The following is a 7,183-nucleotide window of genomic DNA, read 5'->3' on the forward strand; positions in this document are numbered from 1 at the left end:
TCATGCTGCTCGCCGCCCTCGTCCTGGTCCTGCGCCGCCGCCGTCCCCTGCGGGTCCTCGCCGCGACGGGCGCCCTGTCCGTCACGGAGTTCGTGACCGGTGACCCCAGAGCGCCCCTCGCGATGTCCGCCGCCGTCGCCCTCTACACCGTCGCCACCGTGACCGACCGCCCCACCACCTGGCGCGTCGGCCTCCTCACGATGACGGTCCTCACCGGCANNAACCTCGGGATCTTCGCCTGGACGGGCATGGCCGCCGCCGCGGGCGACGCGGTCCGCAGCCGCCACGCCTTCGTGGACGCCATAAGAGAGCGCGCCGAACGCGCCGAACGCACCCGCGACGAGGAAGCCCGCCGCCGGGTCGCCGAGGAACGCCTGCGCATCGCCCGCGATCTGCACGACGTCGTCGCCCACCACATCGCCCTCGTCAACGTGCAGGCCGGAGTCGCCGCGCACGTCATGGACAAACGCCCCGACCAGGCGAAGGAGGCCCTCGCGCACGTCCGCGAGGCCAGCCGCTCCGCGCTCAACGAACTACGCGCCACCGTCGGCCTGTTGAGGCAGTCGGGCGACCCCGAGGCCCCCACCGAACCGGCGCCGGGCCTGCACCGCCTCGAAGAGCTCGTCGGCACCTTCCGCAGCGCGGGACTGCCCGTCGAAGTGGCCCGCACCGACCACGGCACGACCCTCCCCGCCGCCGTCGACCTGGCCGCGTACCGCATCATCCAGGAAGCCCTCACCAATGTGCGCAAGCACGCGGGTCAGGAGGCGAAGGCCGAGGTCAGTGTCGTACGCGTGGGGCCGAACGTGGAGATCACCGTCCTGGACAACGGCCCCGGCGACGACGCGGCGGCCCGCCTGGAGGAGAACGGCGGCCACGGGCTGCTCGGCATGCGCGAGCGGGTCACCGCGCTCGGCGGCACCTGCACCGCGGGACCCCGATACGGAGGCGGCTTCCGGGTGCATGCGATCCTGCCGGTCAAGAGCGGCGCCGCACCCACCACGACAACCTCCACATCCACCGCGCCCTCCACGCCCTCCGTCACCACACCCACGACCACACCCGCGAGCAAGGCACCCAAGGGGAACCCCGCATGACCATCCGAGTCCTGCTCGCCGACGACCAGGCACTGCTGCGCAGCGCCTTTCGTGTCCTGGTCGATTCCGAGCCCGACATGGAGGTCGTCGGAGAGGCCTCGGACGGCGCGGAGGCGGTGCGGCTGGCGCGCGCCGAACGGGCCGACGTCGTGCTGATGGACATCCGCATGCCCGGCACCGACGGGCTGGCCGCGACGCGGCTCATCAGCGCGGACCCCGGCCTCGCCCAGGTGCGCGTCGTCATGCTGACGACCTTCGAGGTCGACGAGTACGTGGTGCAGTCGCTGCGGGCCGGCGCCTCCGGCTTCCTCGGCAAGGGCGCCGAGCCGGAGGAACTGCTCAACGCCATCCGTGTCGCGGCCGGCGGCGACGCGCTGCTGTCGCCCGTCGCCACCAAGGGACTGATCGCGAAGTTCCTCGCGCAGGGCGACGGGGACGACGACCGGGACCCCGCCCGTGCCCAACGGCTCGAAGCGCTGACCGTCCGCGAGCGCGAAGTCCTCGTCCAGGTCGCCGGCGGCCACTCCAACGACGAGATCGCCGAGCGTCTGGAAGTCAGCCCGCTCACGGTCAAGACACATGTCAACCGGGCCATGGCCAAGCTGGGAGCGCGCGACCGCGCCCAGCTCGTGGTGATCGCGTACGAATCCGGACTGGTCCGCCCAAGGGTGGAGTGAGCTCCACCCGCGCGTACTGCGGGCGCGGTATGCGCCACATAAGGAAACGGGACCTGGGGGCGACGGGTAGGGCCTTACCCATGGCTCAGAGTGATAGACGGACGCTCACATGAGCCCATTGAGCCATTCCCCGGACTCAAACCGGACTCGAACACGGACAAGCGGCACGTCACGGACAAGCGCACGCCGCGCACCCCGCACACGAGCCGCACGTCGCAGACAAGCCACAGAAGAGAGACCCGTCACCCATGTCCTGGCTGTCCCGCTTCAGCCTCGCCCAGCGTGCCCTCATAGGGCTGATATCGATCATCGCGCTCGCCTTCGGCGCGATAGCGATCCCGCAACTCAAGCAGCAGCTGCTGCCCACCATCGAACTGCCCATGGTGTCGGTCCTCGCGCCGTACCAGGGCGCGTCCCCCGACGTGGTCGAGAAGCAGGTCGTCGAGCCCATCGAGGACACCCTCGAAGCGGTCGACGGCGTCACGGGCGTCACCTCCACGGCAAGTGAGGGCAACGCCCTGATCATGGCCTCCTTCGACTACGGCAACGACTCCGCCCGGATCGTGGCCGACGTCCAGCAGGCCGTGAACCGCGCCCGCGCCCAGCTGCCGGACGACGTCGATCCGCAGGTGGTCGCCGGTTCGACCGACGACATCCCGACCGTGGTCCTCGCCGTCACCTCGGACACGGACCAGCAGGCCCTCTCGGACCAGCTGGACCGTACCGTCGTGCCCGCGCTCGAAGGCATCGACGGCGTCGGGCAGGTCACGGTCGACGGCGTACAGGACCTTGAGGTCACGGTCACGCCCGACGACGCGAAGCTGGCGAAGGCGGGGCTGACCACGGCCGCGCTCGGCCAGGCCCTTCAGGCGGGCGGCGCGACCGTACCGGCCGGATCCTTCGACGAGGACGGCAGCAACCGCACCGTCCAGGTAGGCGGCGGTTTCACCTCGCTCCAGCAGATCGAGGACCTGATGGTCACGGGCGAGGGCGGCAAGAAGCCCGTACGCCTCGGTGCCGTCGCCACCGTCGAGGAGAAGCCCGCAAAGGCGGACTCCATCACCCGCACCGACGGTGAGCCCAGCCTCGCCGTCTCCGTCACCATGGACCACGACGGCAGCGCGGTCGCGGTCTCCGACGACGTCCAGGACAAGCTGGCAGGGCTGCGCAAGGACCTCGGTTCCGGTGCCACGCTGACGGTCGTCAGCGACCAGGGACCGGCCGTCTCCAAGTCCATCAAGGGCCTGACCACCGAAGGCGGGCTCGGCCTGATCTTCGCGGTCCTGGTCATCCTGGTCTTCCTGGCGTCGCTCCGCTCGACGCTGGTCACCGCCGTCTCCATCCCGATGTCGGTCGTGCTCGCACTGATCGTGCTCTGGATCCGCGGCGAATCGCTGAACATCCTGACCCTTGGCGCCCTGACCATCGCCATCGGCCGGGTCGTCGACGACTCGATCGTGGTCCTGGAGAACATCAAGCGGCACCTCGGCTACGGCGAGGAGCGCGAGGAGGCGATCCTCAAGGCCGTACGCGAGGTCGCGGGCGCCGTCACCGCCTCGACCCTCACCACCGTCGCGGTCTTCCTGCCCATCGGTCTTGCCGGCGGCATGGTGGGCGCGCTGTTCGGTTCGTTCTCGCTGACGGTCACGGCGGCCCTGGTGGCTTCGCTGCTCGTCTCGCTGACGGTCGTACCGGTGCTCTCGTACTGGTTCCTGCGTGCTCCCAAGGAGCTGCGCGGAATCGACCCGCAGGAGGCGCGACGCAAGGCCGAGGAGAAGGAGGAGCGCAGCCGTCTCCAGCGCTTCTACGTTCCTGTCCTGCGCTTCGCGACCCGGCGCCGCCTCACCAGTGTGGCGATCGCGGTGGCGGTCCTCGTCGGTACGTTCGGCATGGTGCCCCTGCTGAAGACGAACTTCTTCGACCAGGGCGACCAGGAAGTCCTCACCGTCAAGCAGGAGTTGAAGCCCGGCACCAGCCTGGCGGCGACCGACGCACAGGCCGAGAAGGTCGAGCGGATGCTCGCCGACGTCAAGGGCGTCGAAAACTACCAGGTCACGATCGGCTCCTCCGGCTTCCTCGCCGCGTTCGGCGGAGGCACGGACACCAACCAGGCCTCGTACACCGTGAAGGTGGCCGACTCGGCCTCCTTCGACGACGTCCAGGACCGCGTCGAGGAGGGGCTCGGCAAGCTCTCCGGGATCGGTACGACGACGGTGGCGGCCGGTGACGGCTTCGGCAGCCAGGACCTGAGCGTCGTGGTGAAGGCCGCCGACGCCGGCGTACTGAACGAGGCCGCGGAGCAGGTCCGGGACGAGGTGGCCAAGCTCGACGACGTCACCGACGTCACCAGCGACCTCGCCCAGTCAGTGCCGCGTATCTCGGTCAAGGCCAACGACAAGGCCGCTGCCGCCGGATTCAACGACACCACCCTCGGCGCGGCCGTCGGCCAGGCGGTGCGCGGCACCACCAGCGGCAAGGCGATCCTGGACGACACCGAGCGCGACGTCGTCATCAAGTCGGCGAAGCCGGCCGAGACGCTGTCCGAGCTGCGGAACCTGAAGCTCGGCGCGGTGAAGCTCGGTGACATCGCGACGGTGAAGGTGGTCGACGGACCGGTGTCGATGACCCGCATCGACGGTCAGCGCGCCGCCACCATCACGGCGAAGCCGACGGGCGACAACACGGGTGCGGTCAGCGCCGACCTCACGTCGAAGCTCGACAAGTTGAAGCTGCCGGCCGGTGCCACGGCTGCCATCGGCGGGGTGTCCGAGGACCAGGACGACGCTTTCGCCTCCCTCGGCCTCGCGATGCTCGCGGCGATCGCGATCGTGTTCATGCTGCTGGTGGCGACCTTCCGGTCGCTGATCCAGCCGCTGATCCTGCTCGTCTCGATCCCGTTCGCCGCGACGGGTGCGATCGGTCTGCTGGTCATCACTGGCACCCCGATGGGTGTGCCGTCGCTGATCGGCATGCTGATGCTCATCGGCATCGTCGTCACGAACGCGATCGTGCTGATCGACCTGATCAACCAGTACCGCAAGCAGGGTTACGGCGTCGTCGAGGCCGTGGTGGAAGGCGGCAGGCACCGCCTGCGGCCGATCCTCATGACGGCCCTGGCGACCATCTTCGCCCTGATGCCGATGGCCCTTGGCGTCACCGGCGAGGGCGGCTTCATCGCCCAGCCGCTGGCGGTGGTGGTGATCGGCGGCCTGATCACGTCGACCCTGCTGACCCTGCTCCTCGTGCCGACGCTCTACGCGATGGTGGAACTCCGCAAGGAGCGCCGCGCGGCGAAGAAGGCGGCGAAGCGGGACCAGAAGGCCGGCGTTTCCACCCCGCCGACGTCCTCCGACTCGGACGAGCCGGAACCGGCGGGCGTCTGATCGCCTGACTGTGCCCCCGTACGAAGTACGGGGGCACAGTCGTATCGGCGTTCCCTACGCCTTCAGGGAATTGACGAACTCGGCCCAGGCGGCGGCTGGGACGACGAGTATGGGGCCGTGGGGGTTCTTGCTGTCGCGTACGGGGACGAGGTGGGGGTAGTCCTCGACGATCTCGACGCAATTCCCCCCATTGGTATTGCTGTAGCTGCTCTTGCGCCAGCGCGCGGTGCTCAACTCGGGGGCGTGTCGCATGGCTTGTAGTCCTCCATCGCCTTTCGGATCAGCTCCGCCGAGTCGGCCAGTGGGAGGGCGTTGGCGCGCAACATCTCATACTGCCGCCGCCACTTCTTCACCGTGTCGCGGTCCTCGTAGAGGTGACCGGCCAGGATGCCTTCCTCGTAGGCGACCGTGGAGCCGTTGGGGAGTGTCAGCAGGGTCAGCCCGCCGCCGCCCATCAACGAATGCGGGCCTGCGCTGAACGGCAGCACCTGAACCTTACTGTCCGGAGTATCCACCTGGTCGAGCAGCCGAGCCAGCTGTTTGTACATGCCTTCCGCGCTGCCGATCCGCCGCCGGAGCACCGACTCATCGATGATCGCCCAGCGAAGCGGGGGCGAGTCCAACCGCTGACTCTCTTGGCGGGCCATGCGCGCGGCGACTCGTGCCTCGACTTGCTCTCTGGTCAAGTCTTCCTGGCAGCGGAGCAGTTCACGGGCGTGTTGCTCGGTCTGGAGGGGGCCGGGGACGAGCTGCGACTCGTAGTTCTCGATGACCTCCGCCTGGTTCTCGAAGTCCATGAACCGGCGGTACTGGTCGGGATGGGCCTCCCGCCTGGCCAGTTGATACAGCCCATGGAAGTGCTTGTCCGTCCCGAACGCCGCGTCCAGACGGGACGGCAGATCGGGCGGCGGCATCAACTCCGCCGTCTCGACGCGCGCGAGCGTGCTCTTGCTGGAGTTCACGATGCCCGCGAGCTGTACGAGTGACAGGCCCGCGTCCTCGCGGTAGCGGCGTTGCTCGGAGCCGAAGTAGTGGCGGGCGGACAGGTACGGGGTCAGGGCCTGCGGCTTGAACGTCATCGGTCTCACCTCTCTGTTGCCTCTGTTGTCTCTGTTGTCCCGTTCTCGACGTTGGGACGGGGTGCCCCTGGCGTGGAGGTATGTCACACGGCGACGATTAAGGCACACACAGTAACTATCGGTGTTCAAGCCCGCTGAAGGGGCTGTTTCGGAGGGAGTTACGCAAGATGATGCGCGACGGATCGGGTGCCCCACTGCGGTTGCTTCCGTGGACCACTCCGGAGGGTGCCCCGTGTTACCTCAGCACGGACGATTCCCGTAGCCGCCTGTCCCGTATGGCCGACGAGTTGGAGGCGGATCTGCTCGACTCGGCCGAGTTCGTACTGACGCAGGCGAAGCCTCTGCTCGCCGAAATGGGAGTGGGGGAGCGGGAGTTGCGCTTCGCGGGAGTGCGTCTGGCGGAGGCGCTGGGGGACGCGCTGCGGATCGCCGCGAGCCGGGGTGCGCGGCTGCCGGAGGCATGAGTACGTCAGGGAACCGTGAGTGGGTCGGTGCGGATACGTCCATGGACGGTGCGACAGACGATGTGAACCAGGCGATCCAGGGCGAGTTGCTGCTCATGGATCCGCGTGTCCGAGCCTCGCGGGAACGCGCCGCGCGGCTTCTCGACCCGGAGTTCGTGGAGGTCGGTGGGTCGGGGCGGCGATGGACGTATGAGGAGATGCTCGCCGAACTGGCTGATCACGAGGGCAGTTCGGCGGATGGTCCTCGCTACGAGCCCTCGGAGATCTCGGGAGTGCTGCTCGCGCCGGGTCTGGTGCACCTGACCTTCGAGACCGTGCTCGGCGGACGCAGGACCAGGCGCAGTTCGATCTGGCGCAAGAAGGATCAGACCGCAGGCTGGCGGATGTATTACCACCACGCCACACGCGTGCCGCCCGGAGTGGACTGAAACCACCGGCAGGAGATCGTCATGCCGCCCCCGGACCCCCGTTGCGCAGTTCCCC

General features: G+C 68.7%; 6 protein-coding genes and 2 pseudogenes. 6 read left to right on the forward strand and 2 right to left on the reverse strand.

The genetic code is table 11. The features are described from left to right. From AOK01_RS45290 to AOK01_RS22575, 4 genes and pseudogenes are all read left to right on the forward strand, one after another. A pseudogene (locus AOK01_RS45290) lies at nucleotides 1–219 on the forward strand (two-component sensor histidine kinase); the annotation flags it as partial. Between the two features lie 2 nt (nucleotides 220–221). Beyond that, nucleotides 222–1,097: pseudogene (locus tag AOK01_RS22565) on the forward strand (sensor histidine kinase); the annotation flags it as partial. After that, complete coding sequence (locus AOK01_RS22570; protein ID WP_055514538.1) at nucleotides 1,094–1,774, forward strand: response regulator; 681 nt, start codon at nucleotides 1,094–1,096, stop codon at nucleotides 1,772–1,774. The pseudogene AOK01_RS22565 and the gene AOK01_RS22570, both read left to right, overlap by 4 nt. 248 nt (nucleotides 1,775–2,022) lie before the next feature. After that, the gene (locus AOK01_RS22575) at nucleotides 2,023–5,157 is read left to right on the forward strand and encodes an efflux RND transporter permease subunit (protein WP_055514540.1); all 3,135 of its coding nucleotides are present in this window, start codon (nucleotides 2,023–2,025) and stop codon (nucleotides 5,155–5,157) included. Nucleotides 5,158–5,211: 54 nt separating this feature from the next. Here AOK01_RS22575 and AOK01_RS22580 read toward each other — a convergent pair whose 3' ends face one another. Further along, nucleotides 5,212–5,409: a DUF397 domain-containing protein gene (locus tag AOK01_RS22580; protein WP_055514542.1), complete on the reverse strand. Its 198-nt coding sequence runs from the start codon at nucleotides 5,407–5,409 to the stop codon at nucleotides 5,212–5,214. Then, complete coding sequence (locus AOK01_RS22585) at nucleotides 5,388–6,236, reverse strand: helix-turn-helix domain-containing protein (protein WP_055514544.1); 849 nt, start codon at nucleotides 6,234–6,236, stop codon at nucleotides 5,388–5,390. Before AOK01_RS22585 ends, AOK01_RS22580 begins: the two co-directional genes overlap by 22 nt. A 167-nt stretch (nucleotides 6,237–6,403) precedes the next feature. On the opposite strand from AOK01_RS22585, the gene AOK01_RS22590 reads away from it, so the two are divergent. Both AOK01_RS22590 and AOK01_RS22595 read left to right on the forward strand, forming a co-directional pair. After that, entirely contained in the window at nucleotides 6,404–6,700 is a 297-nt protein-coding gene (locus tag AOK01_RS22590) for a hypothetical protein (protein ID WP_107099887.1), read from the forward strand. 41 nt (nucleotides 6,701–6,741) lie between these two features. After that, nucleotides 6,742–7,128, forward strand: a complete 387-nt coding sequence (locus tag AOK01_RS22595; RefSeq protein WP_055514547.1) for a nuclear transport factor 2 family protein — start codon at nucleotides 6,742–6,744, stop codon at nucleotides 7,126–7,128. The last annotated feature ends 55 nt before the right edge of the window (nucleotides 7,129–7,183 follow it).

The sequence above is a fragment of the Streptomyces aurantiacus genome, from assembly GCF_001418335.1.
GTDB lineage: Bacteria > Actinomycetota > Actinomycetes > Streptomycetales > Streptomycetaceae > Streptomyces > Streptomyces aurantiacus.